Source organism: Streptomyces carpinensis (assembly GCF_002154505.1).
Lineage (GTDB): Bacteria > Actinomycetota > Actinomycetes > Streptomycetales > Streptomycetaceae > Streptomyces > Streptomyces carpinensis.
In genome coordinates this window covers 1-20390 of the sequence record NZ_MUBM01000073.1, presented here as the reverse complement: position 1 = coordinate 20390, position 20390 = coordinate 1, and the positions used below count along the sequence as shown (strand labels likewise).

Annotated in this window: 17 protein-coding genes and 5 pseudogenes; 6 read left to right on the top strand and 16 right to left on the bottom strand. The window is 68.3% G+C overall.

Going from position 1 to position 20390, the window contains the following annotated elements; genetic code table 11:
• Positions 1–6: 6 nt before the first annotated feature.
• Positions 7–624 carry a TetR/AcrR family transcriptional regulator gene (locus BZY54_RS10455; RefSeq protein WP_086724800.1) on the top strand — a complete coding sequence of 206 codons (618 nt, stop codon included), beginning with the start codon at positions 7–9 and terminating at the stop codon, positions 622–624.
• 142 nt (positions 625–766) lie between these two features.
• Here the strand turns inward: BZY54_RS10455 and BZY54_RS10450 are convergent, their stop codons facing one another.
• The 5 genes and pseudogenes from BZY54_RS10450 to BZY54_RS53005 form a co-directional block, all read right to left on the bottom strand.
• Positions 767–1228 (bottom strand): DUF5709 domain-containing protein, encoded by a 462-nt coding sequence (locus BZY54_RS10450; RefSeq protein ID WP_086724798.1) that lies wholly within the window; start codon positions 1226–1228, stop codon positions 767–769.
• 187 nt (positions 1229–1415) lie between these two features.
• On the bottom strand, positions 1416–1763 hold the full coding sequence (locus tag BZY54_RS10445; RefSeq protein ID WP_086724796.1) for a GNAT family N-acetyltransferase: 348 nt from the start codon (positions 1761–1763) through the stop codon (positions 1416–1418).
• Positions 1764–2368: 605 nt separating this feature from the next.
• Complete coding sequence (gene trxA / locus BZY54_RS10440; RefSeq protein WP_086724795.1) at positions 2369–2698, bottom strand: thioredoxin; 330 nt, start codon at positions 2696–2698, stop codon at positions 2369–2371.
• Complete coding sequence (locus BZY54_RS53010) at positions 2683–3036, bottom strand: SDR family oxidoreductase (RefSeq protein WP_244217084.1); 354 nt, start codon at positions 3034–3036, stop codon at positions 2683–2685. Before BZY54_RS53010 ends, trxA begins: the two co-directional genes overlap by 16 nt.
• Positions 2982–3260, bottom strand: a pseudogene (locus BZY54_RS53005) (SDR family NAD(P)-dependent oxidoreductase); the annotation flags it as partial. The pseudogene BZY54_RS53005 and the gene BZY54_RS53010, both read right to left, overlap by 55 nt.
• 324 nt (positions 3261–3584) lie before the next feature.
• On the opposite strand from BZY54_RS53005, the gene BZY54_RS10430 reads away from it, so the two are divergent.
• On the top strand, positions 3585–4166 hold the full coding sequence (locus BZY54_RS10430) for a GNAT family N-acetyltransferase (RefSeq protein ID WP_086724793.1): 582 nt from the start codon (positions 3585–3587) through the stop codon (positions 4164–4166).
• Positions 4167–4332: 166 nt separating this feature from the next.
• Here the strand turns inward: BZY54_RS10430 and BZY54_RS10425 are convergent.
• The 4 genes and pseudogenes from BZY54_RS10425 to BZY54_RS10410 form a co-directional block, all read right to left on the bottom strand.
• Positions 4333–4789 (bottom strand): annotated as a pseudogene (locus tag BZY54_RS10425) (hypothetical protein).
• Between the two features lie 132 nt (positions 4790–4921).
• Positions 4922–6679, bottom strand: a complete 1758-nt coding sequence (locus tag BZY54_RS10420) for an AfsR/SARP family transcriptional regulator (RefSeq protein WP_244217079.1) — start codon at positions 6677–6679, stop codon at positions 4922–4924.
• Between the two features lie 443 nt (positions 6680–7122).
• Positions 7123–7794, bottom strand: coding sequence for a TetR/AcrR family transcriptional regulator (locus BZY54_RS10415; RefSeq protein WP_244217078.1), 672 nt, complete (start codon positions 7792–7794; stop codon positions 7123–7125).
• A 344-nt stretch (positions 7795–8138) separates the two neighbouring features.
• Positions 8139–8342, bottom strand: a pseudogene (locus tag BZY54_RS10410) (FAD-dependent oxidoreductase); the annotation flags it as partial.
• A gap of 301 nt (positions 8343–8643) precedes the next feature.
• On the opposite strand from BZY54_RS10410, the gene msrA reads away from it, so the two are divergent.
• Entirely contained in the window at positions 8644–9156 is a 513-nt protein-coding gene (gene msrA / locus BZY54_RS10405; protein ID WP_086724787.1) for a peptide-methionine (S)-S-oxide reductase MsrA, read from the top strand.
• 127 nt (positions 9157–9283) lie between these two features.
• Here msrA and BZY54_RS10400 read toward each other — a convergent pair whose 3' ends face one another.
• From BZY54_RS10400 to BZY54_RS10380, 5 genes and pseudogenes are all read right to left on the bottom strand, one after another.
• A complete protein-coding gene (locus BZY54_RS10400; protein ID WP_158103834.1) occupies positions 9284–11248 on the bottom strand; it encodes a SpoIIE family protein phosphatase in 1965 nt (654 codons plus the stop codon).
• A gap of 423 nt (positions 11249–11671) precedes the next feature.
• Positions 11672–12826 (bottom strand): MFS transporter, encoded by a 1155-nt coding sequence (locus tag BZY54_RS10395; protein WP_244217077.1) that lies wholly within the window; start codon positions 12824–12826, stop codon positions 11672–11674.
• Positions 12827–13354: 528 nt separating this feature from the next.
• A pseudogene (locus BZY54_RS53000) lies at positions 13355–13576 on the bottom strand (transposase); the annotation flags it as partial.
• Between the two features lie 336 nt (positions 13577–13912).
• A complete protein-coding gene (locus tag BZY54_RS10385) occupies positions 13913–14830 on the bottom strand; it encodes an NADP-dependent oxidoreductase (RefSeq protein WP_086724781.1) in 918 nt (305 codons plus the stop codon).
• 147 nt (positions 14831–14977) lie between these two features.
• Positions 14978–15895, bottom strand: a complete 918-nt coding sequence (locus BZY54_RS10380) for an NADP-dependent oxidoreductase (RefSeq protein WP_086724780.1) — start codon at positions 15893–15895, stop codon at positions 14978–14980.
• A 288-nt stretch (positions 15896–16183) separates the two neighbouring features.
• Between BZY54_RS10380 and pdxR the strand changes: the two genes are divergently transcribed.
• Positions 16184–17881, top strand: a complete 1698-nt coding sequence (gene pdxR, locus BZY54_RS10375; RefSeq protein WP_107419680.1) for a MocR-like pyridoxine biosynthesis transcription factor PdxR — start codon at positions 16184–16186, stop codon at positions 17879–17881.
• A 190-nt stretch (positions 17882–18071) separates the two neighbouring features.
• On the opposite strand, the gene BZY54_RS10370 is transcribed toward pdxR, so the two are convergent.
• The gene (locus tag BZY54_RS10370; RefSeq protein WP_244217076.1) at positions 18072–18287 is read right to left on the bottom strand and encodes a DUF427 domain-containing protein; all 216 of its coding nucleotides are present in this window, start codon (positions 18285–18287) and stop codon (positions 18072–18074) included.
• A 695-nt stretch (positions 18288–18982) separates the two neighbouring features.
• Here BZY54_RS10370 and BZY54_RS10365 point away from each other — a divergent pair.
• Entirely contained in the window at positions 18983–19381 is a 399-nt protein-coding gene (locus BZY54_RS10365) for an OsmC family protein (RefSeq protein WP_086724779.1), read from the top strand.
• Positions 19382–19495: 114 nt separating this feature from the next.
• Positions 19496–19647 (top strand): annotated as a pseudogene (locus BZY54_RS52995) (IS5/IS1182 family transposase); the annotation flags it as partial.
• A gap of 128 nt (positions 19648–19775) precedes the next feature.
• On the opposite strand, the gene BZY54_RS10360 reads toward BZY54_RS52995, so the two are convergent.
• Positions 19776–20339 carry an HPP family protein gene (locus BZY54_RS10360; RefSeq protein WP_244217075.1) on the bottom strand — a complete coding sequence of 188 codons (564 nt, stop codon included), beginning with the start codon at positions 20337–20339 and terminating at the stop codon, positions 19776–19778.
• Positions 20340–20390 lie beyond the last annotated feature (51 nt).

Here is a 20390-nt window from a genome sequence, read left to right as displayed (position 1 = left end):
TCAGGCGTGGAGAAGAAGCGAACTGAAGCTCGGTCAACGTCGACTCGCTCACGTGACCGCGGTCGCGCGACGAGGCGTCGGCTGATTGAGGCAACTGCACAGCTCTGCAAGGAGCGGCCCGGCGCTGAGGTGAGCGTCGCAGAGATCGCGAACGCGGCAGGCGTCTTCCCCAATCAGGTCACGTACTACTTCGGCTCCAAGGACTCTCTGCTCGTGCACGCCGCCTTTCTCGGCTTGCTGCACGACGCCCGACGGATTGAGCGCATCGGTCGCCAAGCCCCCGATGCGGCGACATTTCGGCGCAACATCGCCCGCGCCGTACTGGCCATGCCCTCGCTCCCATCGGTCGCGCGAGCACTCGCCGCCGGGATCTCCAAGCCCGAACTCGCCCCCGTGGTCGACCAGCACCTCCAGTTGCTGTTCCGGCAATCCGAGCGCTTCGTGAGCCAGCTCATCGACGGTCGCGGCTGGAGGGCCCGTCGACCGCTCGACGTGGAGGCCAGGACGTTCTGGAGCACCGCGCTCGGCGCAGTGCTGCTCGTCCGCGCCGGGGCACACGGCACTGTCGCCGACCTCGACCTCGCCGGAGCACTGACCATCCACGACGAACCCGAGCCCGGCTAGCGCTCAGTCGAACGGTCCCGCGGCGACGACGTGCGCCCGCGCGACGGTGGCCTTGTCGCCGTCGGCACGTTCGCCGTCGCCGACGAACTCCACTGTTGCGGCTAGAGCAAGGCGTCAAGAACCGCCGGGGGCCGGCGGTTGCTCAGGAGTCCTCTTGGGTGTCAGGCACCACGTGGACAGCCGCTTCCTCGGCGGGGGCGGCACCGTTGTCGATGCCCACGTCCCGCGCCCAGTAGTCGTCGCCGTCGTATCCTGCGGCAACAACGTCCGTGTCCCAGCTGAGGAGGCGTCCCGCGCGCACGTCGCCGACCTGGTCGTCGATGAGCTCTCCGTCCGTGCCGATCGTGTCGCCCAGACCATCACCCGCGTCCGATGCGCTGACTTCCGGCACCTCGCGCCTGAGCCGATGCGCGAGGTCCTCGTGGGAGGCGCCCTCCGTCGCAGTGACACCCCAGTCGTTGACGGCGAGGGGTGTGTTGGCGGGTGAGTAACCTCGGTCCAGGACATCCTCTCCCAGCTCGTCCTCGTCGTACTCCTCCTGCGTGCGCAGAGGGTTGGAGGCGGCCAGGTCTTCGTAGGGCGGGAAATTGTCTGGTGAAGTCATTACGGCCTCCATGCCATCGGGATCCCGCGACATCTCGGTGCCGGCGCCTCGGTGACGGCGCGGCGGGAGAAGGCCATTCAAGCGGCACGGTGTCGACGAGGCGTCTATCCGGCATAGTCGCCCGGGCGGCCGGCCATCAGCTCCAGCCGAGTGGTCAGGAGGCCCCCAGGGCTGCCCCGCCACACTCCTACCTTCCGGACCGGCCCCAGTTGCCAGGGTGGTCGCGGTCGATCAGCTGCGCGTATCCGGGATTCTCCTCGATGAACCGGTCCACCACCGGGCAGTAGTTGGTGATCGTCACTCCCCTGCCAGCGAGGTCGTCGAGGGCGAAACGAATCAGGAGCTTGGACCAGCCCCGGCCGCGGTATTCCTCCCGGATAGTCGTGTGGGTCAGCACGCGTCGCGAGCCGGCCGTCTCGTAGACGAGCATGCCAACCGCCTGGTCGCCATAGCGCAACTCGTAGAAACGCCCCTCGGGATTGTCCGCGATCTCGACGCGACAGTCGTCTGCTGGGCCCGGTTCCCTACTGGTCATGGACTTCTCATTCCTCGGTTGCACGGCTCGACGCCGCTGCTGAGCAGGTACACGAATGCTTCTTTCTCGGGGGGGGACGTCCAAGGCAGCAGCGTTTGCCTGCGCGCAACTTGCTTCGGACTATGTCCGGGCTGTCCTGGGGCAGCCTCCGGGACACGGGACTGCGCCGCAGCCCGGGCAGGTTTGGGACCCCCTGCAGGGGTCCCCGGCTTGGCACCTGCAGACGCCGGGTAAGGAGTCCGCCACCGAGGCACCTAACGGTGCACGAGCCGGCGGTTCGACGCCGCTGAGTCGACGCCCCTGTCTGGCTGCCGTGACCAGGCGGAGCGCGGGCCTCGCCCGTCAAGGCCGGTCTCGTGTCGGACTGCCTCAGTCGATTCCGGCCTCACAGAAGGGGGAACACAACGTGGTACCGGCATAGGGGCATGCGGAGGCGGTCGAGGTCACCTACGACCCGTCCGGGACGGACTACCGCAGCACATGAGCCAGTACGTCTGAGAAGGCTGGAAGCTGCCCCGACCGACGGCCTGCCCCGCCCGCGCTCGCTTGCCGGAGCGCATTACGGCGGGCGCGGCGGCGGACGGGTGCACCCCTTCAGCGCCCGGTCACCTCAGGAACTCCAGCAGGTCCTGTTCCAGGGCCGACCTGGGTTTGGCCCCGATGACCGTCTTGACCACCTTGCCGTCCCGGTAGACGTTGAGCGTGGGGATGGACCGGACGTCGTACTCCGCAGCGGTGCGGGGGCTCTCGTCGACGTTCAGCTGGACGATCGTGATCTTGTCACTGTGCTCGGCGGCGAGCGCCTCAAGGATCGGTGCTACAAGGCGGCAGGGCCCGCACCACTCGGCCCAGAAATCGACGAGCACAGGCTTGCCGCTTTTGAGCACCTCATCCGCGAAGGTCTCGTCGGTCACGCTTCTCAGATTGCCTGCCATATGGGCTCCTTCATGCGCGGGCGGCATTGATCGATGCCTTTTCGCTGCCCTGCTCGGGGCAGGTGACTGTTTCGGGCCGGGCGTGAGGGGTGTGGCTCGTTGCGGCCTGCCATGACTCCGCCGTCGATGTTGAGAATGGCGCCCGTGGTCCAGCTGGAGGCCGAAGAGAGGAGGAAGACGATCGCGGAGGCCAGGTCCTGCGGGGTGCCGACCCGGCCGAGCGGGTGCAGAACCCTGCCGAGTTGACGAGGAGGGTGGCGTCGGGGTGGTCCTCCGCCAGCCGCTTCTGCGCCTCGACGACCTGGTCCCGGTCCGCCAGGTCGGCCGCGATCGACCATGCGCTGCCGGAGCGCGACAGGCTTGCCACGGCGTCGTCGAGCTTCTGACCCGTGCGGCCGACGATCACCGCGCTGCCTCCCTCCGCGATCACATTCTCGGCGACCTTGAGTCCCACTCCGCTGGCATCGCCGATCACGACGAGTTTCTTGCCTTCGAAGCCCAGGGCCCCGCGAATCCAATGAGCGGTGAACACCCTTGCGTGTGTTGCATTCGACCCTGCCATGGCAGTGTCTACGGCAGCTCTACAAGGCCTCTACGGTGCCGATCGCAGTAGCCTTGTGGTCCGACAAGCGGAAGCTGCATGTATCTGTCCTGCCTGCCGCTTCTGCCTTGTGCGCATTGCTGCGCGAAAACGGCCCGTGTGCGAGCCGCAAGGTAAGTCGCGGTACGGTCTGCTGCCATCAAGGCAGTGTCGGCGCTGAGCGCGGGACGCTGCCGTCCGCACGCTGCCCGCCGGGCGACTGGCCAACTCTGTGCGTCGGCCCGGTGGTTAATCGGAAGTCAGGTGATCACGGACGTGTCCAATCCCCCAGGCCCCCGCCATCGCATGAAAGTCGAGGGCTCTCGCATCCAGACGGCCAGGCTCGTGCTGCGGCCGTGGTCGCCGGACGACGCCGCGGCGGCCCTGGCCGTGTACGGCGATGGCGACGTGGCCCGCTGGTTGGCCCCCGCGATGGCAAGGGTGACTGGCAGGAACGCCATGGAGGGGATCCTCCGCCAGTGGATCAGCGAGTGTTCAGCGCTGGAGCTCCCGGCAGGACGCTGGGCCATCGAGCTGGCGGAGACCGGCGAGCTCGTCGGCGGCGCCGCGATCCTGCCGCTGCCCCCGGACGGCGTCGACCTGGAGATCGGCTGGCAGCTCGCGCGCGCCTTCTGGGGCCAGGGTCTGGCGACCGAGGCCGGTCACGCCGCGGCGCACTACGCGTTCGCGGGAGGGGTGGATGAGGTCTTCGCCGTGGTGCGGCCGAACAACGCGCGCGGCATCGCGACCGCCCAGCGAGTGGGCATGGAGTGGGTGGGCGAGACGGACAAGTACTACGGCCTCACCCTGCAGGTCTACCGTCTCCGTGAGGGGGACCTTGACGTCGCACCTCTCGCCGAGCACGACTCAGAAGCGAACGACGCGTAGCCGGCTCGGAGGACTCTCCGTACGCCGTCGTGCCGGAGCCGGTCGGTTCCGGCACGACGACGGCGGCCGGGGGGCGCTCCGGTTCCCGGAGTAAGTTCACGCCGCCCGGCTGATGCCGGCCGCCCGTCAAGGCAGGTGGCGATGGTCTACTGGTCGATGATCCGGCTCATGAGCCGCCGCCCGATCCGCTCACGTCCTGCACGAACGTGAACCGGCCCGGCGCCGATTCGGCCAGCCAGCCGCGCGACCAGGCGTTTCGCCTTCGACCGCAGCACCTCCACCCGCGCCGGCACCACGTCCATGCCGAACAAGGCAGCCATCTCCTGGCAAGTCCGCGACCCCTGCCCGAGCCGGGATCGGTCCCCGAGTGTCTTGAGGATGCACTGGTAGCCGACCGACAGCGCCGACCAGGCCAGCCCTTTCCGCCACACCGGCACCTGCGACTGCTGCTTCGCCGTCGGCGGCGCCGGAGCCTCATCCGCGATCCCGGCATCGTCTGGCGCGGAGAGCAGCACACGGACCCGCTGGCAGGCGATCGTCCACTCCTGCCATTCCTGCTCGGCCGCAGCCAGTTCGGCCTGAATGCACGCAAAGGGGTCGGGGCGCTCAGATCCTCTGGTCAGTTCTGTCTCGTATGACGGCGCCGCCCGGTAGGGCATGCCCCCTTCGGGAACTGCTCGGTCTCGGCCACTGGCCGTGGCACCGTCTCGGCAGGGTGCCTGTGACAACGACATGGATGCCGACCCCTGCTCGCCCTACCAACGAGCCGGCTCGCCCTGGTCGAGGAAACCCAGCCCCGCCTGCTCCACCGCGTACGCGGCCACAAGCCGGTTCCAGCTGTACCGGCCCGGGCCGATCTCCGAGACGAGGTGCGCTCGGGTGAGGCGCGACAAGACCTGGCGAACCCGGCACTCGGGCCGTCCGGCCAGGTCCGCGACCTGCGATGCCGCGAATATGGGGTCCGGGCAGGCGCCCAGGTCGCGGAAGAGCGCGGCTGTTTCCGTGTCGAGCAGGCGGTACGAGCGGGTGATGGACTCGCGGACGTCGAGCGCCTGGTCCTCGTCGCTCGCAAAGGCGTCAAGGGTGCTGTGCTCCGGCGCCTCGTACTCGTCGGCCAGGCTCGACAGGCGCAGCTGCGGTCGATAGGCCGCGCGGGCGGCGACGTTGGCCAGGGCCAAGGGGAGCTGCCCGGCCAGCCGGATGATGCGGTCGACGGCCTCTGGTTCAGCTGCTGTCCTCGCTGCGCCGAGTCGGCGCGCGAGGAGGCTGCGTGCGTCCGTCTGGCTCAGGGGCATGAGTGTCAGGGGAAGTGCCTGGTAGGCAGCGACGAGCGCGTGCAGTTGCATGCGGCTGGTGACAAGGGCCATGGAGCCGGGGCCTCCGGGGAGGAGATGCTTTAGCTGGTCCGTGTTCCATGCGTTGTCGAGCACGACGAGCACTCGGCGGTTGGCCAGCAAGCCGCGGAACATGAGCCCCCGCGCCTGCGCGGTCTCGGGCAGGTCCTCGAGGCGGACCCCCAAGGACTGCAGGAAGTCCTTGAGCACGTGCGCGGGGTCCCGCGGCTCCGCCTCCGGTCCGGCTCCCTGAAGGTCTGCAAAGAGCTGGCCGTCCGGGAAGCGGTCGGCCAGACGGTGGGCGACGGTGGTGGCGAAAGCTGTCTTGCCGACGCCGGCCAGTCCGCCGACCGCGCAGATGGCCACAGAGGACGACGCCTCTGCATCGGCGACCAAGCGCTCGACCTGCTCCTGCTCTCTCTCGCGGCCGACGAGGCTCGGCAGGGCGGCTGGGAGCTGAGCCGGGGCGTGGGGCGGGGGCGTCCGAGGCGCGCCCTTCGGGCGGTCGGCGCTTCGCGGGAGCTGGAATCGCCCGGAGAGGATGCGCTCGTGGACTTCCTGCAGTTCCGGCGACGGGCTGACGCCAAGGCGTTGACGCAGCAGGTGACTGGTCGTGTGGTAGATCGTCAGGGCCTCGGACTGCCGCCCAGCACCGTAGAGCGCGGTCATGAGGAGGCCGCACATGCGCTCTCGAAGCGGGTGCTCGACAAGGAGGGCGGACAGTTCCGCGGCGGCCTCGGTGTAGCGCCCTCTCTCCACTTCGCAGGCGAGCTGCTCCTCCGCACAGGCGAGGCGCAGCTCGCCGAGGACGCTGCGCTGCTGGGCCGCGAACGGCCCGGGCACCCCGGCGAGGGCCACTCCTTTCCACATCTCGAGGCCCTCGGTCAGCAGGCTCGCCGCCGACGCCAGGTCGCCGGTGCTGCGGGCCTCCCTCGCCCTTGCCGTTGTCTCCTTGAACCTGTTCAGGTCCAGAGCGTCCGGTTGGATGTGCAGCAGGTAGCCCCCGTCGACCAGGCTCACGGAGCTGTCGCTCTGCTCCCCCAGTGCCTGCCTGAGCCTGTAGACGTACGTGCGGACGGAGCCTACGGCCGACGGTGGGGCGTCGTCGCCCCACACGTCCTCCACCAGTTTCGAGAGGCTTACAGGCTTGCCCGCCCTGAGCAACAGCGAAGCGAGCACGGCGCACTGCCTCGGCTGACCGGCTCCGGCCTCGAGCCCCTGCTTGTGTAGCCGGACTGGGCCGAGCACTGAGAACTGGACGCCCGCGTGCATGGTGCTTACCGCCCTGGAGATCCTTGTGAGGCTTGGCTGCTTGGCTGTCCGTACGGGACCGCTCTCACCAAAGGTACCGCAGATCGGCGAACTTTCAGGACCAAATAGTCCTCTCCTGGTGGAGGAGACCTGCCTTTTATGCAGGGGCCGCCGCTTCTGGTTGGCGGCTGGGGCCATGTGCGGGCACACAGTCCGTAGGGACGAACGCATCCTCCCGCCGTCACGCCCCACCGACCAAGCCGCCTCCGCCGCCGGGGGGACGCTGAAGTCCAGTCGGGTTACGAAGGCCGCGACGCAACCGCCTGTGGCGTCGCACCCGGACTTCTCGGCGCCGCCTCGCCCCAGCCGGCTCAGCGCCCTCCCGCGTCCCCCTCCGGCGGATTGACGTCCTCGGCAAGCACGGCATAGGCCTTGACGTGGCCGATCGCCATGTCCAGGGCGATCCTCATGGGCTTGACGTCCTGGGCTGTCTGCGCGAGGAGGTAGCCGCCTTGAAGGGCGGCCATGACGCCGGTGGCGAGCTCTCCGGCGTCCGCGTCGGCACGAAGGACTCCAGAGTCCTTCATCCGCTCGACGCCGGCCTTGAGCAGTCCCTCCCAGGTGTCGAAGTGCCGGGCGATCGCCTTGCGCGCCTCTTCGTCCTGATCGGCCAGCTCGCTCGCGAGGGAGCCGAGCGGGCAGCCGTACGCTCCGTTTCGGAGCGCGTTGTGTTCGATCAGTGCGTCCCGCCAGCGCTCCAGCCCGCGAACGGAGTTGAGCCGCCGCAGCAGCTGGTGCTGACGTTCGAGCAATTCTGCAGCCTGCAACGCGACAACGTCCCGCACCAGTGCATCCTTGTCGGGGTAGTGGCGGTAGAGCTGGGATTTGCTCGTTCCGCTGGCCGCCCTGACCTCGTCGAGGGTCGTGGAGGACACGCCCTTGACGTACATCATGTCGGCGGCGGCCCTCAAAATGCGATGTCGAGTCGCCCGCCCGCGCTCAGTCAGCCGGGAGTCGTTCTTCTCGCGCGCCTGTTCCGCCACATGGGCCAGATTACCTGCGCGCACGTTAGCAGGATCCAGAAGGGACCACAAGGTCCTTTTCTGTTACCCCGCCCTCCGGCGCTCGGCCCATCCGATCCGGAGCCATCGTCCCGGGCTCTCCCGTGGCCGCGCCGGCCTGCCGGAGCCACGCACTCGACCGAGTGCGCTCGGGCCCGGCCCACCAATACCGGGGCAATCCATGCCTCCGGCGCCGCCTCCCCTGAGGACAGAACGGTCCCCACCCCCTCCTCGCCGACCAGGACACAGGACCAGCCGCTGCCAGGAGCTGCGGCGGGAGTGCTCACCACGCGTCCGAGCCGGTCCCCGGCAGGCCCCTTTCACGTGCCCTCGGCGAAGCCGACGTGCGCGAGCTGGAGCGTGGGGACCAGGTCACCGACGGCGGAGAGGGGCGAGACGTTCGTCCGCATGTACTCGTCGACCAGAACGTAGCCCCGGTCCATGGCGGCACCTTGCTCCCCGTAGCCGAGGCCCTGAGAGACCGGGCCGCGGCCGACGGCGACGAGGAGTACCTCCGCCTCGAAATGCTGCCTTCGGCGAGGATGGACTTCACGACTCCATGCGTAGTGAGGTCCTCCGTACAGGGCGTCCCCCTCCGACGCCCTCCCGTCTGAGCGTGCGCCTCCGGTGGGCTTCGGACAGGGCCGTAAAAGGGCGTAAGGAGTCCGCGGGCCGTGCAGCTAACCACTGTGGGCGCTGCACGGCCGCTGTCGTGGCGCCCCGAGCCGCAGGGCATGGTGCTGGCGGGACACGGCCAGGGCGACAGAGCACGGCCCATGCGTTCCGGCCCGTTGTATCCGGACGGTGGAATTCACAGGAGGGCGACACGGTATGGCACACCAGAGAGCAATTCTGGCAGGCGGGTGCTTCTGGGGCATGCAGGGGCTGTTTCGGGCCCTGGACGGCGTGGTCTCGACGCGTGTCGGCTACACGGGGGGCGAGACGGCGAACCCGACCTACCGCAACCACGGCAGTCACGCGGAGGCCATCGAGATCACCTACGACCCCGCCCGGACGGACTACCGGGCCCTCCTCGAGTTCTTCTTCCAGGTACACGACCCCACCACGCTGAACCGGCAGGGCAACGACGTCGGCTTGAGTTACCGGTCGGCCATCTTCTATCTCGGTGATGAGCAGCGGCGCGTCGCGGACGCCACGATCGCCGACGTCGACGCCTCAGGCCTGTGGCCGGGGAAGGTCGTCACAGAGGTGACGCCCGCCGGCGCCTTCTGGGAGGCCGAGCCAGAGCACCAGGACTATCTGCAGCGCTATCCCTACGGGTACACCTGCCACCGCATCCGCCCGGAATGGCGGCTGCCCAAGGCTCCTGACACCGTGGCCTGACGCGGGTGCCTCGGCAGCCCGGCGCCTCTGGGGCCGGCAAGGTTTCGCTGCCCCTGTGGCCCACCCGGGAGGAGAGGAGGCCCGTATGCGGAGTACGACAGCATGACCGGGGGCCAGCCATCGAGTCTCATGCGCGTCGGATGACCAGCACGGCCACGTCGTCGAGGTGGTCCACCGCGGCCACCGCGTCGAGTATTCGGTCCGCGGTCGCCTCGACGTCGAGCCGGTCCTGGAGGGCTCGGCCGGCCAGCGCTCCCGCTCGCTCCAGTCCGGCTTCCAGGGTCAGGCGCGGCCCTTCGACCACACCATCGGTGACCATGACCAGCGCGGTGCCCTCTTCCAAAGTGAAGGTCTCCTCGGGGTACTCGGTGCCAGGCACGATTCCCAGGACCGGCCCGGCGGGGAGTGCGCGGACGGTGTGGCTGCCGTCGTCGCGTGCGTGGAGCAGGGGCACATGGCCTGCGGTGGTGCCGATGACCTGTCCGTCATGCGGATCGAGGTGCAGCATGGTGCAGCTCGCGAAGCGTGGCGCATCCATCGCGACGAGCAGATCGTTGGTACGCGTCAGCACCGTTCCCGGCTCAGGCTCGTGGGCGGCGATCGCGCGCATGGACGAGCGCACCTGGCCCATGAAAACCGCGGCATCCACGTCGTGCCCTTGAGCGTCACCTATTTCCAGTGCGACCGCACCGTCGGGCAGGAAGAACGCGTCATACCAGTCTCCGCCGATATCCAGCCCATCCTGGCTGGGCTGATAGCGGGCAGCGATCTCCAGGCCTGGGAGGTGCTCCGGCAGCGTCGGGAGCATGCTCTGTTGGAGCGCCGTGGACAGCTCGACGTGGGCTTGTTGCAACCTGATGCGCCGCAGTGCCTGGCCTGCCAATTCGGCCAGAGCCGTCATGAAGGCGAGCTTCTCGGGGGACGGGGGGTGCTCACTCTCGTACGTCACCACCCAGGCCCCGAGCGGCCGGTCGCCCGCCGGGCTGAGGGGGGTGATCGACAAGGCGGTGCCGGGGACGGGGCGCGGGAGGGGCAGATCGTCATCATGCAGCCAACGGCGAACAAGCTCCTCATGGTCGGGGAAGAACTGCGCCTGACCGGTACGGATCACGCAGGGCAACGGCCGGTCCTCATCCAGCGACAGGCCGTGCAGAGCATCAGCCTCCCATGTGGGAATCCCGGCATCCGAGGAGACCCGCAAGCGCCCGTCGTCGACGACGGCGAAGAGAGCGCCGGAACCTCCGACGGCCGCGGCGAGCCGGGCCAGGACAACCTGCTGCAGTTCCTGCTCGGAGGCGGCGGTGAACAGCGCGGAGGAGAACGCGGTGATCCCGTCGGCGCGCTCCCGCTCCGCGCTCACCTCGGCCAGCATCTCTTGGCGGTGTGCCTCCGACTGGGTGTCGTCGCGGATCACCGCGAAGACCCGTTCGGGGCCGCCGTATCCCAACTGTATCCGGCGGGTCTGGCCCGCGAGAACGCGCCAGCCATCGTGCTCGGTGAGGAACCGCGACCTGATCCACGGAGACTGGGCGGCGGACGAGCGCACAAGCCGCCGCGCGTCCTTCCGGTCATCAGGATGCACTCGCCTGATCATCTCGGACAGGGGCACCGACGCCTGCGGGAAGAGCGCGGCCAGGGCGGGTGCGCCACCCAGTGACTCCACCTGGTGCTCATCGGGGGAACACATCCAGAGGCCGAGGCCGGCATCTTTCGCCGCAAGCTGGAATGGGATCAGCAGACTGCCGAGGTCGTGTCTCGCGTCCAACGAATGCGCCCACACAAGCCGCTCGCCGCTCGAGGGATCCGTCACCGGTCGCGCCTCGACGAGGCAGACCACGGATGCGGTGCCCGTGCCGGGAAATTCCAGCACACGCATCGCAAGCCTCTTCGTCGTGGCCCCGTGCGCCAGCAGGCTCGCAGCCGAGATGCGCTGATCCTCGGCGAGCAGATCAACGAAGCTATGATCGACGCACTGTTCCCACGGCCTGCCCAGTGCCGTGGCCATCGCGGCGTTGAGGGCGCGGATGACACCGTCCAGTGTCAGAAGAGCCGACGGTGTATCCCTCTGAAGAAGTTCGTCCGAGGCGTCCATGAGCCGGTCCCTGACCATCGTCGAGCGATATGACCTCGTCGTCCTGCAACAACAGTATCTGCCGCAGGGCAGGTCGCCTCCCCTGCGGCTCATGACGAGCAAGATCCCCGCTCGCCGACCCGATCGAGGGCAGGTGCGGGTCAGCCGGGAGCAGGGTCCCCGCCGGTGCAAGCCGATTCACCCGGACTGCGAGAAGATGGCGCGGTCAGTCACGGCGGTGGGCCCCAGAGCGTCTCGTACGACGCCAGGGACACGTCGGCACAGACGATCGCCGCAAGCGTCGCGACCAATAGGAGCAGGGCGCCGATCCGGTTCTGGCTCATTGCGCCGATCCACACGGCGATCGACGTGCGTCGACGAGCGCGGGTGGCAACCCTGCTCAGGGGTCGAGTGAGGCATGGATGACGGTGAGGTTCGTCATGATTACTCACCGTGCCGACTCTTCCCGGTCGCGTCGGTGTGCGGGTTGCGTGCAGCGAGGACGGTGAACAGGGTGGCGACGATGGCAAGTCCGCAGTATCCGAGGGCGATCTGCGGTAGTGAGAAGGCGTTGGAGAGTTGCCCCGAGATGAGGCTGGGGAAGGCGGCGCCGCTGTAGCAGAGGAGGTAGATCGCGCTGAAGATCGGTGCTCGGTCGGCCAGGGTGCTGTCGTGCAGCAGGCCGCGGGTGGCGGCACTGATGGCGATGCCTTGACCGGCGCCGGCGACGATGGTCGCGGCGATGAACAACGCCAGTGTGCCGATGGCGATCGCTGTCATGATGCCGATCCATCCGGTCAGGAAGATGATCATACCGATGCGTTGGGCCGCCGCGGATGTGAACCGGCCGCCGATGGGAGCGCCGAGAACGCTGAGGGCCATGTAGGCGGCGAACACCAGTCCGAGGATGAGCGGGCTGCGGGTGTGAAGTTGATCTTCGACCAGCGCAGGCATGAAGGCCTGGTAGAAGGCCCCCGTCGCCCAGGTGGCCAGGAACAGCGCGGCCGCGACAGGGAGCAGATGCCTGGCCCGGGCCGGTACGCGGACCCGGGGCAGCAGTGATCGCCAAGCGCCCGGCGTCGGCTTCGCGGTTTCCGGGCTGATGACGATAAGTGCGGCGGACAGTACGAGGAGACCGGCGCAAACCAGGTAGATGAGGTCGCGTGGCCAGGGGCCGAACTGGACCAGGGCGCCGGAGGCGACGGCGCCGAGGGTGAGGCCGAGCATGGGGCCCTGGCTGGAGGCGACGGAGGCCAGCCATTCCGGCCTGGTGGGTGCGGCGTCGACGATGTAGGAGGTGAGGCTGCTGCTGGCCAACCCCGTTCCGACGCCCATCAATAGCCGACCGGACAGCAGGGCGCCGATGTCGTGCACGTTCAGCAGCAGCAGACAGCCCAGCAGGAGCAGGCCGAGGCTGGCGATCGCGGTGAGCCGTCGGCCCAGATGATTGGACAGTCGCCCCAGCACCAACAGTGCGGCGATAGTGCCGACGGAGTAGGTGACGACGGCCAGCGAGATGCCGACGTTGGTGAACCCGTCCTCGGCCCGGTAGGTGTTGAACAGAGGGATCGGTGCGGCCGACGCGGCAAACGAGGCCACCAGGGAGACCACCGCGGATGAGAATGCCAGCCGGAGCCTTCTGCCCCGGCGAGCCAGGTTGATCACTGGTGCCACGTCTTGCATCGAGCCGTGCCTTTCGATTGTTTCTGAACCACCCCGGAGTTTCTGGAAGTCCCGGGCTGTGTCTCCGCCCAAGGCGCCGACGCCGGGCAGAGCTGGGCCGGCACATCCGGCCAAATGACGCACCACGCCACGCCCGTAAGCAAGAAGGCACAACGAATGGTGTCAACGTCCGTCTGATCAGCGTCGACCCGCGGCGCCGTCTTACCAACAACGTCGCGATCTCGCCCCGTTCTTCGTCGCTCTCCCATCGCTGCCTGCGCCGGTGAGCGTAGTACGACGCCGAGGGGCGGTGCATTTAAGAATCTCGGCGATCGATTCAGCACCGAGGTTGGCAATCCAGCGACCGTGCTCCGCCGCGTCGTTGAGGACGTCCAGCTCCCAGTTGGACTCCACGTCACCAAGACTGGGTCGGTCAAACGAGCAGTGCGACCAGGTCGGTTGGGGTTACTGACGTGCTACCGAGAGGCGGCCGTCGAAGGTAATGCCGAAGACGTTCAACGCGGTCTTCCACCGGCTGGTCCAGCGGGTCTGCCCGTTGCCGGTGGGGTCGATCGACGTGATCGCCATGTAGCCGTACTTCAACTCGGCCTGCCTCGCGGGGAAATGACCGCAATTCTTGACGGCCCGACGGATCCGCGCGTTGACCGACTCGATTGGTGTTTTCGTTTGTGCCCCGTCGCCAGGGGCTGTGCGGGTCGGTGAAGTAGACCTGCAGCCCGGTTTCCATGCGGAGTTGGCGACTCTGGGCCGGCGTCGCGCCGGCGGGTGTCGAACGCGCCTGGGTCGGGCCAGAGGTCAGGACCAGGTCGCGACCTGGCCCACCGAGCGCTCACCCCGCGGACATCATCCTTCCGGGGCCGAAGCCCCTGATCATCTCCGATGTCCGTCAAAGCGGATCAAGCCCCGATCAAGCCCACACGCGTCCGGCACGAGTTGCCCGACCCGGTTCGGATCTGACGCCGATCCACGGGTAGGGCAGGACCGGCCGCTGTTCCCGAGTCCTCACGGACGAACGCTGATGATCGTCTTCCCGTTGATCCGCTCCGTCGCATTGAAGGCGGCGACGGCGTCATCGAGGGTCGAGACCTTGCCGATGATTGTCCGCAGCCGTCCGTCCCGCACTCGCTGGACGACCTCACCCAGTTGGGCACGATCGGGCACGACGACGAAATCGATCGCCAGGCCGTCCGCGGGACGAACCTCAGGCGGACCGGCGATGGTCACCAGCGTTCCTCCAGCACGGATCAGCCCCGTGGACCGCTTCCCGATGTCTCCGCCGATGACATCGAACACCAGATCGACTCCGCCGACGTCTTCCAGCGCGTCGTTCTCGAGGTCGACGAACTCCCTCGCACCGAAGCCAAGCGCCGTCTGTCGGTCGGCGGTACGTCCGGTGCCGATGACGTAGGCGCCGGCCTCTCCCGCGAGCTGCGTCACCATCGATCCAACGCCGCCGGCCGCACCATGCACGAGGACGCTCTGCCCCGCCTGAAGGCGGCCGTGCTCGAACAGCCCCTGCCACGCGGTCAGGCCTGAAATCGGCAGGGCCGCGCCCACTGTGAAGTCGACGTCGCCCGGCAACGGCGCGAGGTTACGCGCCTCGACAGCCACGTACTCCGTCAGGGTGCCGTCGCGAGTCCAGTCCGCGAAGCCGAACACCCGCTGGCCCACCGACAGCCCCGTCGTGCCATAACCGAGGGCGCTGACCACTCCGGCCAGCTCGTGCCCGGGAATCGACGGCGTCCGGTCGCGGCCGAGACGATCGGTCCAGGTCGAGGGCCACGTCAGCTCACCCGGAGTGAATCCCGAGGCATGAACCCGAACGACGACATCGTTCAGCGCCGCCTGCGGCTCGGGCCGCTCCACCAGCGTCATCCCGGCCGTTCCCGCAGCCTGGTCCGTCACCACGATCGCCTTCATGGGAAATGTCTCCTCGCCCATTTGTCTCTTTGGTGGAAATGTTGCAGGGATGGAAAGCGCGTTCGACACCTAATGCCAGGGGCCAGGAAGCAGCCGGCCGAGCTCGACGGCGCCGGCCGGCGGCGTGCATCGATGGGCGCGTGTCGCTCACGGACGAACGCTGATGATCGTCTTCCCGGTGATCCGCTCGGTCGGATTGAAGGCGGCGACGGCGTCATCGAGGGTCGAGACGTTGCCGATATTGGTCCGCAACCGTCCGTCCCGCACCCGCTGGACGACCTGGCCCAGTTGGGCACGATCGGGCACGACGACGAAATCGATCGCCAGGCCGTCCGCGGGACGAACCTCAGGCGGGCCGGCGATGGACACCAGCGTTCCTCCGGCACGGATCACATCTACGGACCGCCTGCCGATGTCTCCGCCGATGACATCGAACACCAGATCGACTCCGCCGATCTCTTCCAGCGCGTCGTTCTCGAGGTCGACGAACTCCCTCGCACCGAAGCCAAGCGCCGTCTGTCGATCGGCGGTACGTCCGGTGCCGATGACGTAGGCGCCGGCCTCTCCCGCGAGCTGCGTCACCATCGACCCGACTGCGCCCGCCGCACCATGCACGAGGACGCTCTGCCCCGCCTGAAGGCGGCCGTGCTCGAACAGCCCCTGCCACGCGGTCAGGCCCGGCATCGGCAGGGCCGCGCCCACCGTGAAGTCGACATCGGCCGGCAGCGGCGCGAGGTTACGCGCCTCGATCGCCACATACTCCGCCAGGGTGCCGCCCCGATGCCCGTCCGCGAGGCCGAACACCCGCTGCCCCACCGACAGTCCCCTCGTGCCATAGCCGAGAGCGGTGACCACTCCGGCCAGCTCTTGCCCGGGAATCGACGGTGTCCGGTCGCGGCCGAAGCGATCGGTCCAGGTCGAGGGCCACGTCAGCTCACCCGGAGTGAATCCCGACGCATGAACCCGAACGACGACATCGTTCAGCGCCGCCTGCGGCTCGGGCCGCTCCACCAGCGTCATCCCGGCCGTTCCCGCAGCCTGGTCCGTCACCACAATCGCCTTCATCCGGCGCCTCTCTGAATCCAGTCCACGCCTGCACGGTCTTCTCGGTTCGACAGTAATAGCGGCGCCAGACCTCGGCGTCTTACCACGCTGATCGATTGGGGTGGGGCGCGAGGGCGTCGAGGAACAAGCGCAACGGCGAAATTTCGGTAAGACGGCGCGAAGGATCGACGCTCATCAGACGGGTGCAGAGGCAGTCCGGTCGACATTCCCGCTCATCGGAGTCGCGTGGTGCGCCACGGGGTGTGGGAGAGCCCATCCCACACACCGCGTTGAAAGGAACCCTCATGCATGACAGCTGGGCTTGTTGGCAAGACCGCACTGATCACCGGCTCTGGCCACGGCATGGGCGCAGCGATCGCGACCGGACTTACCCAGGCCGGAGTCGATGTCATCCTTCTCGCCCGCACCGCCGACCAACTCGACGAGACCACCGACGCCATCAGAGCAAGTGCGTCGAGTGTTGAGGTTCGCATCGTGACTACCGATCTGACCAACGAAAGCCAGCGCACCACGGCCATCGACGACCTGCTGTCCGACGACCCGGTCGATACTCCGATCAACGACGCGGCCGCTGTTGAGCCCCTCGGCGGCCGCACCACGATCAGTCCAGCGCAGCTACGGCAGGCCATTGAGAATGATTTGATACGAGCTGGACGAGGTGTGCGCCGTGCGCTGGCCGAAGCCGTGCGCGAGGCCGTCCGCACCGGCCACCTGACCCCGGGCGCACGGCTGCCCTCTTCCCGCCGGCTCGCCGCCGACTTCGGCCTTGCCCGCAACACCGTGGCTGACGCCTACGCCGACCTCGTCGCCGAGGGGTGGCTTACCGCCCGCAGAGGCTCGGGCACACTCGTGGCAGACAGGATGATCACTCGGCCGATCTTGGAGCGCTCGCCCGCCGAGCCGCCCGGCGGCCCTTGCCACGACCTGATCCCAGGTAGCCCCGACCTCACCGCTTTTCCTCGTGCAGCCTGGCTGAAGGCCACACGCCGCGCCCTGGCCGCGGCCCCCGACGACGCGCTCGGCTACGGCGACCCCCGCGGTCGGCCGGAACTACGGGCCGCGCTCGCAGACCATCTCGCTCGAGCCCGGGGCGTGTACGTGAGTCCGGAGCACATACTGATCTGCGCCGGCGTCTCCCACGGCCTGCAGATCCTGAGCAAAGTCCTGGCCGGGCGGGGGGCGAGGAACGTCGCCGTCGAGTCCTACGGCCTGGACAGGGACTGCGGCCTGCTGGCGGCTGCTGGGCTGAAGACCCTCCCGCTTCCCTTAGACACCCACGGGACCGACCCTGTGCCGCCCGTCGGCGCCGATGCCGTCCTACTCACACCGGCTCACCAGTTCCCTGTGGGCACGGCTCTGCAGCGCGATCGCCGGACGGCCGTCGTGGACTGGGCCAGACGGACCGGCGGCTTGGTCCTGGAGGATGACTACGACGGTGAGTTCCGGTTCGACCGCCAGTCTGTCGGGGCGCTCCAAGGCCTCGACCCCGGCTGCGTGGTCTACCTGGGTACCGCCAGCAAGACCCTTGCTCCTGGTCTGCGGCTGGCCTGGATGGCGCTGCCTCCGACCCTCGCTGAGGAAGCCGTGGCGGCCAAGGGGCAGATCGACTCGTGCGAGGTGTTCAGCCAGTTGACGATGGCCGAATTCATCACCTCCGGCGCCTACGACCGTCACGTACGTGGTGCCCGTCGGCGCTACCGCGATCGACGAGACGCTCTCGTTGCAGCCCTGGCCCAGCACGCCCCAAAGGTGCGCGTCATCGGGACAGCGGCCGGCCTGCACACCGTGCTCGGTTTGCCGCCCGGGACCGAGCAGCGGGTCCTTCAGTCGGCGACCCGGCAGGGCCTCAAGGTGGCCGGCCTGTCCCGATACCGCCATGAACAGTCCCTGAACGCCATGGCCGATGCCCTCGTCGTTGGATATGGGAGGCCCTCCGACGCTGCGTGGCCTCAGGCCCTCTCCGCACTCGTCCGGGTCCTTTCCTGACGCGCCCCCGAGTGGCCGGGCACATAGACGGCCGAGAACACCTCCGATCGCGCGCCACCAACGACGGATTTGTTCTGCCGACAGTGATCGGTGTGCCTCGTCAGCTCTCGATCCTGACCTGGCGTACATCGAAGGCGACGTAGCCGCTGAAGTCGCGACCGACACGGGTCGCCGCCGACTCCTTGATGTTCTAGTAAGACCAAGCCCCGTCCGTGAGCGCCATCTCGCCGACCACAACGTGGTGATACTGCGCCCTCCCCTTCCAAGGGCAGGTGTAGGGGGTTGGGCTGTCGCGGAGCGTGCCGGCCGCAACTGAGTCCGGCGGGAAGTAGACATTTCCCTCGATACTGACTACCGCCTCGCTCGCGGCCTCGGCCACGACGGTCTCCCCGACCACTGCCTTCATCAGTGTTTCCCCTCATCGATCCCTTTGCGTGGGCCACATCCGCCCTCGTCTCCAGGCGCGTTGCCCGGAGGTACCAGTCGAGACGGCGGGCTTCAGTCGGGCATCCAGCCGGTGCACCCAGAGCCGGCCCGCGCATTCGGCCGACGGTTGGCGTCAGGTGGACTCCGCTTCTTACCCATGTCTTGACGCCACGGGCCATCGGGGAGACGCGAGCTCACCGGCGTTGACCAGCCGCGCCGAATCACCCTGGCCTGCGGCTGGGTCGCTGTACTCCGCCACCAGGAGCTCGAGGCAGCACGTGTGAGGCCGCGATGGGGCTCCTCCGGGGGACTCCCGACTGCGGCGCGGGAGTCTCAGCCACCGGCCGCCACTCGCGCCGATTCGGCAGCAGCACGATCGGAGTAGCACGAGTGTCGGGCATCGACCAGATCGGCGTAGGCGGCCGTTCGCGAGAGGTAGTCGACCACAAAGGGGCAGACTGCGGTGATCGTGCCCCCGCGGGCGGGCGCGGATCAGGTCGAACACACGCCGCACCAGCGCCCCCATGCTGGTCAGCGGTGTGAGCTCAAGGAGCATCGAGCCAGGGTAGACACCGGGAATCCGAAGTCCCCGCCTAATTACTTCGAGTTGCGCCATGATGCATGGACGGATCCGGGTTGGGCTGCAACTGCGCAAGCGGCCACAGGAGGCAGGTCATGGATGAGCGGTTCGCGGTGGTGGCGAGCGCCGGGTCGTTCCTGAAGGAAGACGGCGACGACGTCCGGTTCCCGCACCGGTGGACGCCCGGCGGCGTCGGGGTGCGGTCGGCGTTCACCGGTGGCCACGTGCTGAACCTGGCGGTGGCGGCGTGCGTGCTCAACGACCTCTACCGCGAGGCCGAGGCCGGCGGGGTGGAACTGCGGGGTGTCCGGGTGCGGGCGGAGGGCGGCTTCGACACCTCCAGATGGGCATCGATCGGCATCTCCTACGCCGTCGAGGTCGACAGCGACGCGCCACAGGCGCTCATCGCGGCACTGATCGCAACCGTCGACGAGGTCGCCGAGATCCCCCGCGCCCTGCGCCAGGGTGCCGCGGTCACCCGCTCCGCGGGCTGAGACGCAAGACGAGCTCCGCGCGACAGCGTGGAGGCCTGTCTGCCTCGGCGCCAGGTTGATCACGCTGAGGGGGCTCTGGTGGCTCGGTCGAAGCCGTGAGCGGTTGGTGACAAACTGCGCGCGGTCGTCGAGCCGTTGTTGCCGAAGATCGAACGCCGTAGGCGCTACCGGGGCCGTAAGCGCCTGGACGACCGGCGGGTTCTGCGGGGGCATCCTGCTTGTGCATCGCGTGGGAGCACCTGCCGCAGGAGCTGGGCTTCGGCTCGAGGATATGACGTTACCGGGCAGCCTGCTGCGGCGCCGGGGTGAAAGGTCCGAGCGGGAAGAAGTACGGGCCGCCAAGACCCCGGCTTGCAGGCCGACCGTGTTTGAAGGGCGGTGTGTGGTGTAGGCGTCAGCCACTGCGCTTGCCGGTCGCTTCCGGGTACGGCCGGGTCTCAGCGCTGCCGGCTGAGGAGTCGAAGAGGCCAGGGCGGATGCGCGTACGGTGCCACCGAGTCTTTGCCAGGAGGGCCGAGCCGCAGATCACGATGGCGAGGCCGGTGAGCATGCCGTACAGAAGAGGCCCGGGGCGGGTGATGCCGGAGGTGATGAGCAGGCCGGTGGCAGCGGCCGGGGGATGGTGGGCACAGAACAGGGTGAGGATCAACAGCGTCACCCCGACTGCGAGCGCCTGTGCGCCGATCTGCGGCAGGGTGTCGTGGTGCTGTTCCAGCCCCGAGGGTTGGTTCCACAGCCCGAAGACTGCAAGGCAGGCAAGTCCGCAGGCAGTTGCTGACGCGTGCCCCAGCACTGCATCTCTCACTCGTGGGCCTGCTCTGTCGGGGTGCGCCAGCAGGAGGCACGCAGTCGGCCCCAGGGTCGTTGTCAGTAGGATCCAGCCGATTGCGTGACCGATGAAACCGGTGGCCGTGAGCAGTGCCGCGGAAAGGAACAGCAGTCGACCGCCCGCGGACACCCGTGTTCTGAACAGGGGCGGGCGGTCGACTGCTGTTCCTTTCCGCGGCAC